This window comes from Streptomyces sp. NPDC002032 (assembly GCF_042890765.1).
In the GTDB taxonomy this organism is placed as follows: Bacteria; Actinomycetota; Actinomycetes; order Streptomycetales; family Streptomycetaceae; genus Streptomyces.
In genome coordinates, this window is record NZ_JBIASM010000002.1 from 648,974 (window position 1) to 663,867 (window position 14,894).

Below are 14,894 nucleotides of genomic sequence, written 5' to 3' on the forward strand. Positions count from 1 at the left end.
CGGGCACCGCGGCGGAGCGGCCGGGGCGAACGGATGCGTGGCGTGCGGCCGTACGGGCGGGCGCACGCCCGGCGCGGTGCCCGGTGGTAAACGGCCGGTACAAGCCTGGCCGGGGGGCGGTGACCTGTCGGATCATCGGACGGGTGACCCGGGGGTCCTGGTCCAAACTCACCCGTTCGGCGGATACCGTACTGATGAGGATGGCTGGGTCGCATTCGGGCAACCGCCGCCGACCGCTGCCCCTGGGAGCCTCTCGCGTCCTACTGTTGTGGGGTGTGCCTGTCGTGCACGGCTGCCTGACGCGCTTCCGGCCGTGATGGCATGACACCGGGGCCATCGCGTGACATCGGCATCGCCGGCTGTGAGAGGGACGGGCATGAAACCCACCGAAAGCGCCGACCCGTCACCTGAGTTCGGCGGGGACACCCCGTCCATGCGGGCGGGACGGCTCGGCGTCCTGGGCGCCAGGACGCCGGGGACCCGCGCCCACGACCCCGGGCCGGGCGGCCCGGGACGGCGGCGGCGCACCGTGCTGCCCCTCGTCATCGTGGGCCTGTCCGCCGTGGTCCTCCTCGGCGGCGTCGTCTCGGCACTGACCGATCGTCAGGCGCTGTTCCCCGGAGGCACGGTCGGCTGGGCGCTGGCCCTGCTCACGGGAATCATCGTCGGCCACCTGGTCGCGCTGGGCCGGGACCGCTGGTGGGGCGGCACCGGATCGGGCGCCGCGCTCACCCTCGGCGTGCTCCTCCTCTACGGATGGGTCCCGGCCGGACTCGTCTCGCTCGCGGTGGTCTCCCTGGTCGGCGCCGCGCGCCGGCACCGCTGGCGGCAGGGCCTGCTGCACGGCTCCGTCGACCTCCTCGGCATCGGCGCCGGGGGCCTGGTCCTGGCCGCCTTCGGCGACGCGCCGACCGTCGAGTCCCCCTGGCTGCCCACCACCTGGGACTTCGCGGCCGTCCCCGAGGTGGTCCTCGTGGCCGTCTCCTACCTGCTCGTCACCCGGGTCCTGCTGTGGTTCGCGCTCAACCCGCGCGGCAGCGGGCTGCCCACGGTGGCCCGCACCGCCCTGCTCCGGCAGGCGCTGGTCGCCGCGGCCCTGCTCGGCATCGCCCCGCTGATCTGCGTGGTCGCCTGCGCGAAGCCGGTGCTGCTGCCGCTGTTCGCCGTCCCGCTCATCGCGCTCGACTCCACCCTGTGGATCGCCCGCGCCCGGGCCGAGGAGCAGCTGCGCGACACCCTGACCGGCCTGCCGAACCGGCAGTGGCTGCTGGAGCGGACCTGGTCCGCGCTGGACGATGCCGAGCGGTCGGGCACCCGCGCGGCCCTCGTGCTGATCGACCTGGACCGGTTCCGGGCCGTCAACGACACCCTCGGCCACCTGGCGGGGGACCGGCTGCTGCTCCAGATCGCGGACCGGCTGCGGGAGGCGCTGCCGCCCGACGCGGAGGTGGCCCGGCTCGGCGGCGACGAGTTCGCCGTCCTGCTGCCCATCGCGGACTCCACCACCAGCGCCCAGCGCGTCGCCCGCCACCTGGTCGCCGAGCTCAGCTCCCCGCTGGACCTGGACGGGCTCACCCTCGTCCTGGAGGCCAGCGCGGGACTCGCCGTCTTCCCCGACCACGCCCTGGACGCGGAGGGCCTGCTGCGGCGGGCCGACGTCGCCATGTACCAGGCGAAGCGGGACCGCACCGGCGTCGAGGTCTACGAGTCCAAGCGCGACAGCAACACCCCCGACCGGCTCGGCCTCCTCGGTGACCTGCGGCGCGCCCTGGACGCGGGCGAGGTGGAGCTCCACTACCAGCCGAAGGTCCGCTTCGACGGGCACGTCGCCGGGCTGGAGGCGCTGGTGCGCTGGGTGCACCCGGAGCGCGGGCGGGTCCCCCCCGACGAGTTCATCGCCATCGCCGAGACCTCCGGGCTGATGCCGCACCTCACCGAGTACGTCCTGGAGACGGCCCTCGCGCAGGTCGCCCGCTGGCGGGCCCAGGGCCTGAAGGTGCCGGTCGCCGTCAACGTGTCTCCGCGCGACGTCCACACCCCCGGCTTCGCGGGCGCCGTCGCCGCGCGGCTGGCCCGGCACGGGGTGCCGGCGAGCGGTCTCCAGCTGGAGATAACGGAACACGTCCTGCTGGAGGACCCCCAGCGGGCGGCGGACACCATGGCCGGGCTGACCGGGCACGGGGTGAAGATGTCGCTGGACGACTTCGGCACCGGCTACTCCTCGCTCGTGCACCTGCGGCGGCTGCCGGTCAGCGAGCTCAAGATCGACCGGTCCTTCGTCGCCCGCCTGGCGGTGGACGCGCAGGACGCGGAGATCGTCCGGTGCACGGTCGACCTGGCCCACTCCCTCGGCCTGCTGGTCGTCGCCGAGGGCGTCGAGGACGACGAGACCTGGGAGCGTCTGCGGGACCTGGGCTGCGACGCCGTCCAGGGGTGGCTGGTGGCCGCCGCGATGCCTCCCCAGGAGGCCACGGCGTGGCTGCTGGCCCGCGGTGAGCGCGGCTGGCGCCGCCCGGCCGACATCACGGCCGAACTCGCGGCCGCGGCCGCGGCCACCTCGGAAACCCCGACCGGCGCCACCTGAGGCGCGGCCGGGGCGGCGGGCGCGGGGGCGCGCCGGGCGTCCGGGGGCAACCGTTTAGTGCGTCGGGGGGCGGGCCCCATAGGATTGGGCCCGAAACCTACACACTCACCACCCCCAGAGGATCGCTGCATGCCTGGCATCACGCGCGAGGAGGTCGCCCACCTCGCTCGGCTGGCACGTCTGGAGCTGAAGAGCGAAGAGCTCGACCACTTCGCTGGACAGCTCGACGACATCATCGGCGCGGTCGCCCGCGTTTCCGAGGTCGCCGACCAAGACGTTCCGCCGACCTCCCACCCGCTGCCGCTGACGAACGTCATGCGCGCGGACGAGGTCCGTCCGTCGCTCACCCCCGAGCAGGCGCTTTCCGGCGCTCCCGCCCAGGAGCAGCAGCGTTTCAAGGTGCCGCAGATCCTGGGGGAGGACTAACAGCCATGACTGACATCATCAAGCTCACCGCGGCCCAGACCGCCGAGAAGATCGCCTCCGGCGAGCTCACGGCCGTCGAGGTCACCGAGGCCCACCTGGCCCGCATCGACGCGACCGACGAGAAGGTCCACGCCTTCCTGCACGTCGACCGCGAGGGTGCCCTCGCGCAGGCCCGCGCCGTCGACGCCAAGAAGGCCGCCGGCGAGAAGCTCGGCCCGCTGGCCGGCGTCCCGCTCGCGCTCAAGGACATCTTCACCACCGTCGGGGTCCCGACCACCGTCGGTTCGAAGATCCTCGAAGGCTGGATCCCGCCCTACGACGCCACCCTGACGCGCAAGCTGAAGGAAGCCGACGTCGTCATCCTCGGCAAGACCAACATGGACGAGTTCGCCATGGGGTCGTCGACGGAGAACAGCGCCTACGGCCCGACCGGCAACCCCTGGGACCTCACCCGGATCCCCGGCGGCTCCGGCGGCGGCTCCGCGGCCGCGCTGGCCGCCTTCCAGGCCCCCCTCGCCATCGGCACGGACACCGGCGGCTCCATCCGCCAGCCCGCCGCCGTCACCGGCACCGTCGGCGTCAAGCCCACGTACGGCGGGGTCTCCCGCTACGGCATGGTCGCCTTCTCCTCCTCCCTCGACCAGGGCGGCCCCTGCGCCCGCACGGTCCTGGACGCGGCGCTCCTGCACGAGGTCATCGCCGGTCACGACCCGCTCGACTCCACCTCCATCGACGCCCCGGTCCCGCCGGTCGTCGAGGCGGCCCGCAACGGCTCCGTCGCCGGCATGCGCGTCGGCGTGGTCAAGCAGTTCGCCGGCGAGGGCTACCAGGCCGGTGTCGTCCAGCGCTTCAACGAGTCGGTGGAGCTCCTCAAGGAGCTCGGCGCCGAGATCGTCGAGCTGGACTGCCCGTCCTTCGACCTCGCGATGGCCGCGTACTACCTGATCGCGCCGTCCGAGTGCTCCTCGAACCTGGCCCGCTTCGACGCCATGCGCTACGGCCTGCGCGTCGGCGACGACGGCACCCGCTCCGCCGAGGACGTCACCGCCCTGACCCGCGAAGCCGGCTTCGGCGACGAGGTCAAGCGCCGCATCATCCTGGGTACGTACGCGCTGAGCTCCGGCTACTACGACGCGTACTACGGCTCCGCCCAGAAGGTCCGCACGCTCATCACGCAGGACTTCGAGAAGTCCTTCGAGAAGGTCGACGTGATCGTCTCCCCGACGACCCCGACCACCGCCTTCCCGATCGGCGAGCGCACCGACGACCCCCTCGCGATGTACCTCGCGGACCTGTGCACCATCCCGACCAACCTGGCCGGCAACTCCGCCATGTCGCTGCCCTGCGGCCTGGCACCGGAGGACGGTCTCCCGGTCGGGCTCCAGATCATCGCCCCGGCGATGAAGGACGACCGGCTCTACAAGGTCGGTGCCGCCGTCGAGGCCGCCTTCGTCGCGCGCTGGGGTCACCCGCTGCTTGAGGAGGCACCGTCGCTGTGAGCACCAGTGCACTGTCCAAGGCCAAGGGCTTCAAGAAGTCCAAGTCCGGTACCTACCTGTCGATCGGCACCACCGCCTTCGGCGCCATCAGCGTGATCAAGCAGGCCCGCAAGGCCCGCACCGAGCACGACACGCTGAAGCTGATCGACGCCGTCGTGTCCGCCGCCGCCATCGCCACCGGCCTCGCGATCCTGTACCGCGAGCTGAAGCGCCTGGGCGACGACGACGTCCTGCTGGGCTGAGAGGGAAGTTTCACCGTGAGCACCTACACCGAACTGATGTCGTACGAGGACGCCCTCGCGTCGTACGACCCCGTCATGGGCCTGGAGGTCCATGTCGAGCTCGGCACCAAGACCAAGATGTTCTGCGGCTGTTCCACCGAGCTGGGCGCCGAGCCCAACTCGCAGACCTGCCCGACCTGCCTCGGTCTGCCCGGCTCCCTCCCGGTCGTCAACGCGATCGGCGTCGAGTCCGCCATCAAGATCGGTCTCGCGCTGAACTGCGAGATCGCCGAGTGGTGCCGCTTCGCCCGGAAGAACTACTTCTACCCGGACATGCCGAAGAACTTCCAGACCTCCCAGTACGACGAGCCGATCGCCTTCAACGGCTTCCTCGACGTACAGCTGGAGGACGGCGAGATCTTCCGCGTGGAGATCGAGCGCGCCCACATGGAGGAGGACACCGGCAAGTCGCTGCACGTCGGCGGCGCCACCGGCCGCATCCACGGCGCGTCCCACTCCCTGCTGGACTACAACCGCGCCGGCATCCCGCTCATCGAGATCGTCACCAAGCCGATCGAGGGCGCGGGCGAGCGGGCCCCCGAGGTCGCCAAGGCGTACGTCGCCGAGCTGCGCGAGGTCATCAAGGCGCTCGGCGTCTCCGAGGCCCGCATGGACAAGGGCCAGATGCGCTGCGACGTGAACCTGTCGCTGCGCCCGACCCCCGAGTCCGAGTTCGGCACCCGCAGCGAGACGAAGAACGTCAACTCGCTGCGCTCCGTCGAGCGCGCGGCCCGCTTCGAGATCCAGCGCCACGCGGCGGTGCTCTCCTCCGGCGGTGTGATCGTGCAGGAGACCCGGCACTTCCACGAGGAGGACGGCTCCACCACGGCCGGCCGCATCAAGGACAACGCCGAGGACTACCGCTACTTCCCGGAGCCGGACCTGGTCCCCGTGGCCCCGGCCCGCGACTGGGTCGAGGAGCTGCGCGGCGGTCTGCCCGAGATGCCGCGCGTGCGCCGCAACCGCCTCCTCCAGGAGTGGGGCGTCACCGAGCACGACATGCAGTCGATCCTCAACGCGGGCGCGGTGGACTCCATCGTCGCCACCATCGAGGCGGGCGCCGACCCGACGGCCGCGCGCAAGTGGTGGATGGGCGAGCTGGCCCGCAACGCCAACGAGCAGGGCGTCGCCGTCGACGAGCTGCCCATCACCCCCGTCCAGGTCGCGCGCGTCGCGGCCCTGGTGGCGGCCGGTGAGCTCAACGACAAGCTGGCCCGCCAGGTCCTCGAAGGCGTCCTCGCCGGCGAGGGCACCCCGGACGAGGTCGTCGACAAGCGCGGCCTGAAGGTCGTCTCGGACGAGGGCGCGCTGGGCGCGGCCGTGGACGAGGCCATCGCGGGCAACGCGGCCATCGCCGACAAGATCCGCGGCGGCAAGATCGCCGCCGTCGGCGCCCTGGTCGGCGCGGTCATGAAGACCACCCGCGGCCAGGCCGACGCCGCGCGCGTCAAGGAGCTCATCCTGGAGCGCCTCGGCGTCAGCGAGTAGCCCCCGGGAACCCAGCGGCCGCGGCCCGTACCGATCGACACGACCGGTACGGGCCGCAGCCGTTTCCGCACCCCGGCCGGGCCCGGCAGACTGGGCCCGGGGCGGGCGGATTCGACATGGGGGGCGTGCGGGTGGAGATCGGGGCGATGGTCATCGCGATCGTGGGGGTGACCGGCACCCTGGGCGGGGCGCTGCTCACGCAGCGGGGCGCGGAGCGGGCGAAGCGCCGGGAGATGGAGCTCGTCCAGGAGCATGCGGAGGCGCGCGACAACCTGATGCTGCGGCGCAGCTGTTACGCGGCCCTCAACCGGGACTCCCGCCAGTTCACCACGGCCCTCAACCGCCACCTGCACGTGATGCGGGAACGCGCCGTCGAGGAGGCCGACCGGGAGGTGCTCGAAGCGGCGAAGACCGCGCACCGGGGCAGCTACTCGGAGGCGCAGATGGTCGCCCCCGACGCGGTGCTGGAGCGCGCGTCCGCCGTCAACCGGGCCCTGAACTCCGTGTACGGGCAGGTCAAGCGGCTGGAGCGGGACGCGCCGGAGGCGGGGGAGACGAGGGAGACGGTGTCCCGGGCCCAGTACGCGATCTGGGAGCTGACCCGGGAGATGCGCGCCGCCATGCGCGCGGACCTCGGGGTGTAGGGCGTCCGACCGCGACGCGTCCGGGCGCGGGGCGATTTCCGTGGTCGTCGGCGTAGACCACCCCGGGACCGGGGGGAGCCTTCAGCGGGAGCCGGCCGAGGGGGTGCCGGGTGCGCGGTACGCGGAACTGCCCACCGGGCAACTCCCCTTCGCCGGGCGCCCGGCCGAACGGGCCGCACTGATCACGCAGTTCCCCGGTGAGCGGTCCGCGCGCTGAGGAAGGCCAGCCGGGCGGGCTTGGCCGGGAGATAGACCTCGGGGAGGTCGATCTCCGGGAGCTCCACCTCCGGGCCGAGCTCGAAGCCGGTGCGCACCAGGCGCTCGATGCCCTTGGCGTTGCGCGCGTCCGGCTCGGCGACGAGCCGGCGGACGGCCGGGTCGCGGAACAGGTAGGAGAGGAAGCCCGTGAGCAGGCCTCCGGTGAAGCCCTCGCGGGGGGCGCCCCCGTCCGGGCGGATCAGCAGGTGCACGCCGACGTCCCCGGGCTGGACCTCGTAGCACTCGCTGACCCGGTCCTCGGCGCAGTCGTACGTCTGGAAGAGCGCCACCGGCTCCCCGTCGAGCGCGGCGATGAAGGCGTGGTGGGTGGTGCGGCGGTCGACGTCCTCGTAGATCTCCCGCACCAGGTCGATGCCGGCCCCGTTCATGCCCCAGAAGCGCGCCCGCTCCTGGCTGACCCAGCTGTGGATCAGGGCGGCGTCGGCGGCGGGGTCGACGGGGGTGAGGGTGACGGTCCCGAACCCCTCGACGGTTTCGTGGTGCACGGGCTGACGGGTGGTGGTCATGCGGATTCCTTGGTGAGGAGGGACCAGTCGGTGACGACGGGGACGAGCTCGCAGCGCGCCCACAGCGGGAGCTGGTCGAGGTGGTGGGGGGAGCCGGTGACGCCGTCCGCCCCCAGCGGGACCACCCACAGGCTGCTGTCGCGGTCGGCGAGGTCCCACACGTAGCGGGCCGCGGAGGCGCGGGCGAAGCGGTCGGTGAAACCGGGCACGGAGGAGGTGGCGTTGACGCAGTCGTGGTCGCCGCCCAGGCCCGGCCAGTCGTCCGGGGCCCCCGGGGCGTCCGGGGCGTCCGCGCCGGGCAGGGCCTGCCAGGGCGCGAGCCGGTGTACGCGGGCCCAGGCGGCCTCGGGGGCCGCGGAGGCCGCCGTCTCCTCCAGCGCGGCCCGGACGTGCGCGGCCCGGTCGAGGCCGGGCAGCAGGGCGGTGCCGAGCAGCCCTTCCAGGGCGTACCCGACCTTCGGGAGGAGGTGGAGCCAGGGGTGGAACACCTCCGGGCCCTCGGGTGCGCCGGCCAGCCCGGCGAAGACGGGGTCGGCGGCGAAGCGGTGTACCGTCGCCGTCCGGAAGGCGGCGAAGACGGTGGCGTCCGTGCTGCCGGCCGCCATGTGGCGGTCCCAGGACAGCAGTCGGGTGCGCAGCGCGGCGGCGGCGGGGGAGAGGCCGTCGAGGCCGGGCAGCAGGGCGAGGAGGGGCCCGGCGGAGGCGAGGAACGTGTCGGCGTGGATGCCGGCCATCGCCTTCGGGGTCCAGTCGGCCGACCCGCTGAGCAGTTCGCGGATGCGGTCGGCGCGGTGCGGCGGCGCGAACTCCACGCCGAGCGGGGAGGCGATGCCCCGCGCGTTGGCCATCACGGCGAAGCCCTGGACGGGTTCGGCGGGGGTCGGGGCCCAGCCGCGCCAGGCGTGGGCGGACTCCCAGGCGGGGACCGGGCGGAGCCGGTTCGCCGGATCGCGCACCGGGACGGCGCCCGCGACGCGGTGCAGCAGGCCGCCTTCGGTGTCGGCGGCGTGGACGACGTTCACGGGCTCGGCCCAGCCGTCCAGGGCGCGGTCGATGTCGGCGACGGTGCGGGCGCGCAGCAGGGCGGGGAGGGCGGCGAAGCCGAGGTCGGCGCGGACGCGGGGCGGGTAGCGCAGGGAGAGGGTCTGCGGGGGGTCCGCTTCGGCGTCGGCTTCGGGGGTACCGCCGTCGGCTTCGGCGGCCTGCGGGGCTTCGGGGGCCTGCGGGGCTTCGGGGCGGACGATCACCGGGCCGCGGGCGGTCTCCAGGACCTCGACCTCGACGTCCGGACCCCCGGCCACGGTGATCGTCTCGGTGTGCCGGGCCACCGGCTCCCAGCCGCCGTCCGGGCCGAGGGCCTCCACCCCGTCGCCGTCCGGCGCGGGCCGCAGCCGTTCGGCGTAGAGGTCCTGGTAGTCGGACATGGCGTTGGTGATCGCCCAGGCGGCGCTGCCGGTGTGCCCGAAGTGGCCGAGGCCCGGCACGCCCGGCACGGCCAGGCCGAGGACGTCGTACTCGGGGCAGGCCAGGCGTATCTGCTGGTAGACGCCCGGATCCTCGATGAACCGGTGCGGGTCGCCCGCGATGATCGCCGCGCCGGAGGCGGTCCGCTCGCCCGGGACCAGCCAGCCGTTGCTGCCGGCGGTGCCCGGGCCGTCGGTGGCGAAGAGGGTGGCCGCGCCGTCGCCGAGGGCGCGGGCGACGCGCTCGCGCCAGAGCTTCGTGGCGAACCCCGCGAACAGGATGTGCGTGGCGACCCAGACCGAGAGCGGGACCCACGGCTGCCAGGGGGCGGGGGTGTGGCCGGTGCGCGCGAAGCGGCCGTCGCGGGCGGCGCCCTCGGCGAGGCCCGCGTTGACGCCGTCGACGTAGGCGCGGACCCAGGTCGCCGTCCCGGGGTCGAGGGCCTCGTAGCAGCGCCGGGCGGTGTCGTCCAGGCGGGCCTGGCGGGCGAACCGGTCCCAGGGGACGCACTCCGCCCCGAGGAAGGCGGCGCTGGAGCCCTGGGCGCGGTGCCGCTCGACCTCCAGCTGCCAGGCCCGGTCCACGGCGGTGACGCGGCCCTGGGCGTAGGAGAGCCGGAGGGGGTCGGACGCGCGGAGGTGCGGGACGCCCCAGCCGTCACGGAAGACCTCGTAGGCCTCGGTATTCACACTGCTCACACTCTTCCCCAAGCGTCTTAGGTTAGGCTGACCTAACTATAGGGGTGTGTGCGGGTGGTGTGTCCGCCCCCGCCCCGCGCGGCCGGATCAGGCGGACGCGGGCCAGATGTAAGGGGTCGTCACGCCGAGGACGCCGAAGCCCAGGCGTTCCAGGATCGGGCGGCTGTCGTCCGAGGCGTCGACCTGGAGGTACGGGATGCCGCGGGCCGCGGCCACCCGGGCGCGGTGGGCCACCAGCAGGCGGTAGATGCCCCGGCCGCGCCACTCGGGGTCCGTACCGCCGCCCCACAGGCCGGCGAAGGGGCTGCCCGGCCGCATCTCCATCCGGGCCGCGCTCACCGGAACCTCCCCTGCCATCGCCAGCACGGCCTCGATCGTGTGGGGCTCGTCCCGCAGCAGGGTGAGCATCTGCTCCCGGATCCGGGGCCGGCGCGTACCGAAGGCCCGGTGGTGGACCTCCATCATCAGCTCCACCCCGGCCTCGTCGGTGACCACCCGCAGGGTGATCCCCTCCGGCGGCCGGACGGGCAGCCCGGCGAGCTCGGCCGTACGGGCCACCAGCAGCGTCTCCGGCGGCTCCGGCACGAAGCCCGCCGCCCGCAGCCGCTCCCCGAGATCGGCGGGGCGGTCGTGGGAGTACAGCTTCCACTCGAACTCGCCGCCCCCCTCCTGTGGCGGGCGGGAGGCGAAGTGCGCCACCTGCGCCGCGATCTCCGCGTCCGCCGTGGCCTCGTCGAGGTCCGACCACAGCACGCCGTTCCAGCCGACCCCGGGCGCGGTCTGCCGGACGACCGCCCCCACCCGTTCCACGCGCGCCCCCGGCGCGTCGGGCGGGGCGTCGCGCCGCATCCGCGCGTCGTAGTGGTCGCGCACCTTCAGCAGTTCATCGGGATCCATCGTCATCGGAGCAGCTGACCAGTTTGGGACCGGGCCTGCCAACTGCATTAACCTCGCCCCGTGAACGACGAATCCGCCATCTACACCGGCCGGGCCACCCCCGACGCCGCCGCCGACCGGGGCTGGCTCCTGGGGCACTTCAAGGAGCCCGGAGACCCCCGGCACAGCGAGGACGTCGAGATCAAGTGGGGCGTCCACCCCCAGGGCGACGAGCGCGCCCGGTGGGTCACCGGCGAGCGGCGCACCGCCCTCCAGGTCCTCATCAGCGGCCGGTTCCGGCTGGAGTTCCCCGGCCGGACCGTGGTCCTCGCGGAGCAGGGGGACTACGTGGTCTGGGGGCGCGGCGTCGACCACTCCTGGTACGCGGAGGAGGACTCGGTCGTCCTCACCGTGCGGTGGCCCTCGGTCCCCGGCTACCGGGCGGATCCCCGGCCTTCGGTCCCGCCGGCCGGCTGACCAAGGTCCCGCGCCACCGCTCCGGCCTGTGACGATGCACACGAAACAGGCCAATGATCACCAAACGCTGAGATCGTCTGATGTGGGCGCAGACCATCCGCGCCCCTCGCGCGTCCGGCAGTTCACGACCGTACGGAACGAAGCTCGCGAGTTCACGCGTCCGTTGACGCGTTTGTTCCAGCGTCCTTCGTCCCGGGCCGTACCCCGGTGAGGACGCGAACCACCAGGGAGCACGTCCGTTGGCAGCAATCGCACGGTGGTGCATGCGGCACCGTCTGGTCACCGTCCTGATCTGGCTGCTCACCCTCGGCGCGAGCGCCGCGGCCGCCGGCGCGGCCGGGACCGCGTTCTCCAACGACTACGAGGTGCCCGGCACCGAATCCGCCCGGGCCCACGCCCTCCTGCGCGAGGGCTTCCACGGCCAGGGCGGCGACACCGACACCGTCGTGTGGCGGACCCCCGCCCACCAGAGCGTGCGCGCACCGGACGTCGAACGGCGCATGACCCGGGCCCTGGAGAGCATCGCCGCCCTCCCCGGCGTCGGATCGGTCGCCGGCCCCTACGGGCCGGACCCCGCCGCCGCGCAGATCAGCCCCGACGGGCGCACCGCCTACGCCGTGGTCACCTTCGACCGGCAGGCCGACTCCGTACCCAAGTCCCAGGCCAAGGCCGTCGTGGAGGCGGCCCGCAACGACACCACCCGCGCCGACGGCCTCCAGGTGGAACTCGGCGGCCGGGCCGTCGGGCTCACCGAGGCGCCCAGCCCGCACCTCGCCGAGGTCATCGGCGTCGCCATCGCCGCCCTGGTCCTCTTCCTCGCCTTCGGCTCGCTCGCCGCGAGCCTGCTGCCCATCGCGACGGCCCTGGTGAGCGTCGGCAGCGCCTACTTCGGGATCACCCTCCTCGGGCACGCCATGCCCGTCGCCGACTTCGCGCCGATGCTCGGCACCCTCGTCGGCCTCGGCGTCGGCATCGACTACGCCCTGTTCATCGTCACCCGGCACCGCAAGGGGCTGACGGGCGGGCTCAGCGTCGCCGAGGCCGCCGAGAGCGCCGTCGCCACCACCGGCCGCGCCGTCGTCTTCGCCGGGGCCACCGTCTGCGTCGCCCTGCTCGGCATGCTGGTGCTGCGGCTGAACTTCCTCGACGGGGTCGCGATGGCCGCGTCCCTCACGGTCGTCCTGACCGTCGCCGCCTCCGTCACCCTGCTGCCGGCCCTCCTCTCCGCCATCGGCCCGCGGGCCCTCTCGCGCCGCGAACGCCGCAGGCTCGCCGCCGAGGGCCCCCGGCCCGGGACGCCCACCGGGTTCGCCGCCCGCTGGTCCGCCTTCGTCGAACGCCACCCCAAACCGCTCGGCCTGCTCGCCGCCCTCCTCATGGCGGTACTGGCGCTGCCCACCCTCTCGCTCCACCTGGGCACCTCCGACCAGGGCAACAACCCGGCCGGATCCACCACGCGCAAGGCGTACGACCTGCTGGCCGAAGGGTTCGGGCCCGGTACGAACGGCCCGCTCACCGTCGTCGCCCGCCTCGGCGGGGCCGCGGACCACGTCGCCGTGGACCGGCTCGCCGAGGCCGTGCGCACCACCGGGGGCGTCGCCTCGGCCGGTCCCGCCGTCTTCAACCGCAGCGGGGACACCGCCGTCCTGACGGTCGTGCCCCGCTCCGCCCCGCAGTCCCGGGCGACCAGCGAACTGGTCGACACCCTGCGCCGCGACGTCATCCCGCGCGCCGCGGCGGGCAGCTCGATGCGGGCCCACGTGGGCGGGGTGACGGCCGGCTACGACGACTTCGCCGGGGTGATCGTCGGGAAGCTGCCGCTGTTCGTGGGCGTGGTCATCTCGCTGGGCTGCGTACTCCTGCTGCTGGCCTTCCGCTCGCTCGGCATCCCGCTCAAGGCGGCCGCCATGAACGTCGCGGCCGTCGCCTCCTCCTTCGGCGTCGTCGTCGCCGTCTTCCAGTGGGGCTGGGGGAGCGAGCTCATGGGCCTGGGCAGCGCCGGCCCGATCGAACCCTTCCTCCCGGTGATCATGGTGTCCGTACTGTTCGGACTCTCCATGGACTACCAGGTCTTCCTGGTCAGCCGGATGTACGAGGAATGGCTGGAGACGGGCGACAACCGGCGGGCCGTGCGCGTGGGACTCGCCGAGACCAGCCGGGTGATCAACTCGGCGGCCGTGATCATGATCTCGGTCTTCCTCGCCTTCGTGCTCAGCGGCGACCGGCTCATCGCGATGTTCGGCATCGCGCTCGCGGTCGCCGTCGCCCTCGACGCCTTCGTCCTGCGCACCCTCCTCGTCCCCGCCCTCATGCACCTGCTCGGCGGGGCCAATTGGTGGATCCCCCGCTGGCTGGACCGCCGGCTGCCCCGCATCAGCATCGAGCCGCCCGAACACCGCCCCCGGGCGACGCTTCCGGCGCAGCGGCCGGACCCGGACCGGGAGCGGGCGGCCCCGGTGTCCCGCTGACGGACGGGGCGGGCTCGCGCGGGGCGGAGCTCCGTGGGGGGCGGAGCTTCTCAGGAACCTCTCAGAAACGCCCCCTACCGTGCCCGGCATGGACACCACGAAGACCGCCGCCCCGACCGCCGCCGAGGCGGACACCGCCGAGGACAAGGCGGCACCGAACACCCCGGCCGACGCCACCACCCCCGAGGCCGCCGCCGGGACGCCCGCCGGGACGCCCGCCGCGGACGCCCACGTGGACGCCGACGAGGACGCCGACGAGGACTTCGACCAGGACGCCGACCCGGCGGCCGGGGCCGCCGCGCAGGGCTCCGGCGTCGGCTCCGCCGCCTCCGCCATCGTCGCCGCCGCTCTCGCCCTCGTCGCCCTCAGCGGCAGCTGGGTGTCCCGCGTGATCGCCGAGCGCCAGACGCTCATCGGCCAGATCGAGTCCGCCGGCGCGACCACCGCCAAGGCGAAGATCGCCGCCCTGTACGGCGACGCCTGGCACATGACCGCCCTGGTCAACGGCGTCCTGGCCACCCTGGCCCTCTTGATCGCCGTCTTCGTCCTGGCCCGCCCCGCCTTCGGCGCCCCCGGCCGGGTGCTGCCCGTCTGGGTCCGCTCCGTCGCCTGGGCCGCCGTCGCCCTCGGCATCATCGGCGTCCTCGTCTTCGGCCTCATGTACTTCGACCTCCTCGTCGCCCTCCCCACGGCCGCCGAGTAGGCACCGCCGGGCACAGCCGGGCTCCGTCGGACGCCGACGGGCACCCCTGGGCTCCCCCAGGCGCACCCCTAGGCACCGCCTTAGCCGTCCCCCGGCCCCGCACGGCCCCTCCCTAAGTCCCCCCGGGGACTTGGGGCCGGGGACTAAGGCACCCCGCATCCCACAGATGCGGCATGCGCCCCATGCGGCGGACCCCTCTGGGACGCGAATCTTGGATCACACCGAACGAGGTGCCCGAGAAACGCAACCAGGGAGTACGAGATGTTCGAGTACGAGATGGCCACCGCCCGCCGCGCCGACCTCATCCGCGAGGCCGAGCTGTTCCGGATGGCGATGGAGGCCAAGAAGGCGCGTGCCGCCTCCTCGCGCGGCCAGGAATCCGAAAGGCCGGTGAGGGCACACCGCAGTCTCTTCACCCGCGCCGCGTAGGCCGCGCCGCGGACCGCGATCCGGCCGTGATGAGGAGCGCACCGATAACGGGTCCCGTCGAACCGCACTCGT

Annotated in this window: 13 protein-coding genes; 10 read left to right on the forward strand and 3 right to left on the reverse strand. The window is 73.7% G+C overall.

The genetic code is table 11. The features are described 5' to 3' along the window. Window positions 1-376: 376 nt before the first annotated feature. The 6 genes from ACFYYT_RS07065 (at window position 377) to ACFYYT_RS07090 (ending at window position 6,922) form a co-directional block, all read left to right on the forward strand. Complete coding sequence (locus ACFYYT_RS07065) at window positions 377-2,584, forward strand: bifunctional diguanylate cyclase/phosphodiesterase (RefSeq protein WP_351825003.1); 2,208 nt, start codon at window positions 377-379, stop codon at window positions 2,582-2,584. Window positions 2,585-2,713: 129 nt separating this feature from the next. Further along, a complete protein-coding gene (gatC, locus tag ACFYYT_RS07070) occupies window positions 2,714-3,010 on the forward strand; it encodes an Asp-tRNA(Asn)/Glu-tRNA(Gln) amidotransferase subunit GatC (RefSeq protein ID WP_007266718.1) in 297 nt (98 codons plus the stop codon). A gap of 5 nt (window positions 3,011-3,015) precedes the next feature. Beyond that, window positions 3,016-4,509 carry an Asp-tRNA(Asn)/Glu-tRNA(Gln) amidotransferase subunit GatA gene (gene gatA / locus ACFYYT_RS07075; protein ID WP_351825000.1) on the forward strand — a complete coding sequence of 498 codons (1,494 nt, stop codon included), beginning with the start codon at window positions 3,016-3,018 and terminating at the stop codon, window positions 4,507-4,509. Further along, window positions 4,506-4,751: a hypothetical protein gene (locus tag ACFYYT_RS07080; protein WP_351824997.1), complete on the forward strand. Its 246-nt coding sequence runs from the start codon at window positions 4,506-4,508 to the stop codon at window positions 4,749-4,751. Before gatA ends, ACFYYT_RS07080 begins: the two co-directional genes overlap by 4 nt. Before the next feature lie 36 nt (window positions 4,752-4,787). Beyond that, window positions 4,788-6,278 (forward strand): Asp-tRNA(Asn)/Glu-tRNA(Gln) amidotransferase subunit GatB, encoded by a 1,491-nt coding sequence (gatB, locus tag ACFYYT_RS07085; protein WP_351825033.1) that lies wholly within the window; start codon window positions 4,788-4,790, stop codon window positions 6,276-6,278. 116 nt (window positions 6,279-6,394) lie between these two features. After that, window positions 6,395-6,922: a hypothetical protein gene (locus ACFYYT_RS07090; RefSeq protein ID WP_351824995.1), complete on the forward strand. Its 528-nt coding sequence runs from the start codon at window positions 6,395-6,397 to the stop codon at window positions 6,920-6,922. A gap of 182 nt (window positions 6,923-7,104) precedes the next feature. On the opposite strand, the gene ACFYYT_RS07095 is transcribed toward ACFYYT_RS07090, so the two are convergent. The 3 genes from ACFYYT_RS07095 to ACFYYT_RS07105 form a co-directional block, all read right to left on the reverse strand. Further along, the gene (locus tag ACFYYT_RS07095) at window positions 7,105-7,707 is read right to left on the reverse strand and encodes a GNAT family N-acetyltransferase (RefSeq protein WP_351824992.1); all 603 of its coding nucleotides are present in this window, start codon (window positions 7,705-7,707) and stop codon (window positions 7,105-7,107) included. After that, complete coding sequence (locus tag ACFYYT_RS07100) at window positions 7,704-9,869, reverse strand: penicillin acylase family protein (RefSeq protein WP_351824989.1); 2,166 nt, start codon at window positions 9,867-9,869, stop codon at window positions 7,704-7,706. Before ACFYYT_RS07100 ends, ACFYYT_RS07095 begins: the two co-directional genes overlap by 4 nt. Window positions 9,870-9,956: 87 nt before the next feature. Beyond that, window positions 9,957-10,766, reverse strand: a complete 810-nt coding sequence (locus ACFYYT_RS07105; RefSeq protein WP_351825030.1) for a GNAT family N-acetyltransferase — start codon at window positions 10,764-10,766, stop codon at window positions 9,957-9,959. Window positions 10,767-10,826: 60 nt separating this feature from the next. On the opposite strand from ACFYYT_RS07105, the gene ACFYYT_RS07110 reads away from it, so the two are divergent. The 4 genes from ACFYYT_RS07110 to ACFYYT_RS07125 all read left to right on the forward strand — a co-directional run bounded on the left by ACFYYT_RS07110 (window position 10,827) and on the right by ACFYYT_RS07125 (window position 14,822). After that, on the forward strand, window positions 10,827-11,222 hold the full coding sequence (locus ACFYYT_RS07110) for a signal peptidase I (protein ID WP_351824986.1): 396 nt from the start codon (window positions 10,827-10,829) through the stop codon (window positions 11,220-11,222). Between the two features lie 239 nt (window positions 11,223-11,461). Continuing rightward, window positions 11,462-13,690 (forward strand): MMPL family transporter, encoded by a 2,229-nt coding sequence (locus ACFYYT_RS07115; protein ID WP_351824983.1) that lies wholly within the window; start codon window positions 11,462-11,464, stop codon window positions 13,688-13,690. Between the two features lie 88 nt (window positions 13,691-13,778). Further along, a complete protein-coding gene (locus ACFYYT_RS07120) occupies window positions 13,779-14,393 on the forward strand; it encodes a hypothetical protein (protein WP_351824980.1) in 615 nt (204 codons plus the stop codon). A gap of 261 nt (window positions 14,394-14,654) precedes the next feature. Further along, entirely contained in the window at window positions 14,655-14,822 is a 168-nt protein-coding gene (locus ACFYYT_RS07125; protein WP_351824977.1) for a hypothetical protein, read from the forward strand. The last annotated feature ends 72 nt before the right edge of the window (window positions 14,823-14,894 follow it).